Raw genomic sequence first — 643 nt, 5'->3', positions numbered from 1 at the left:
CCTCATCCCCGCACTACGCCGCGACAACGACGAAGTACGCACCCTCACCTCCGCCCTCGCCCAACTCCACACCGCCGGCGTCCCCCTCGACCTCGGCCTCCTCCACGGCACCACGGCCCGTCCCCCGCTCATGCCCGAGCTGCCGACCTACCCCTTCCAGCGCGCGCACTACGGGCTGACCGGCGAGGGCGGCCCCGGTGCCGCCGGGGATGTGTCGGCCGCCGGGGTGGACGGCCTCGGGCATCCGCTGCTGGGCGCGGTGGTCGAGGCACCGGAGTCGGGTGAGGTGCTGTTCACCTCGCGCCTGTCGCTCGCCACGCATCCGTGGCTGGCCGACCACGTCGCGGCCGGGACGGTACTGCTGCCCGGTGCGGCGTTCGTGGAACTGGCGTTGCGCGCCGGTGACGAGGTCGGCTGCGGTGCCGTCGAGGAGCTGGTGATGGAGGCTCCCATGGTTCTCGTGGAGGGCGCCGCCGCGCAGGTGCGTGTCAGCGTCGCGGCTGACGACGGTACCGGCCGGCGCGCCGTGCGCGTCCACTCCCGCGCCGAGGACGCCGGGCTGGGAACGCCGTGGACGCGGCACGCCTCCGGCACGCTGCGTCCCGCGAACGACACGGACACGGACACGGTCGCAGCCGCGTCG

1 pseudogene is annotated in these 643 nt (G+C 74.8%); it reads left to right on the top strand.

Annotated elements, in window-relative coordinates:
* Positions 1 to 643 (top strand): annotated as a pseudogene (locus HO151_RS00545) (polyketide synthase dehydratase domain-containing protein); the annotation flags it as partial.

Source organism: Streptomyces sp. 8P21H-1, assembly GCF_013302945.1.
This window is presented reverse-complemented; position numbering and strand designations above follow the sequence as displayed.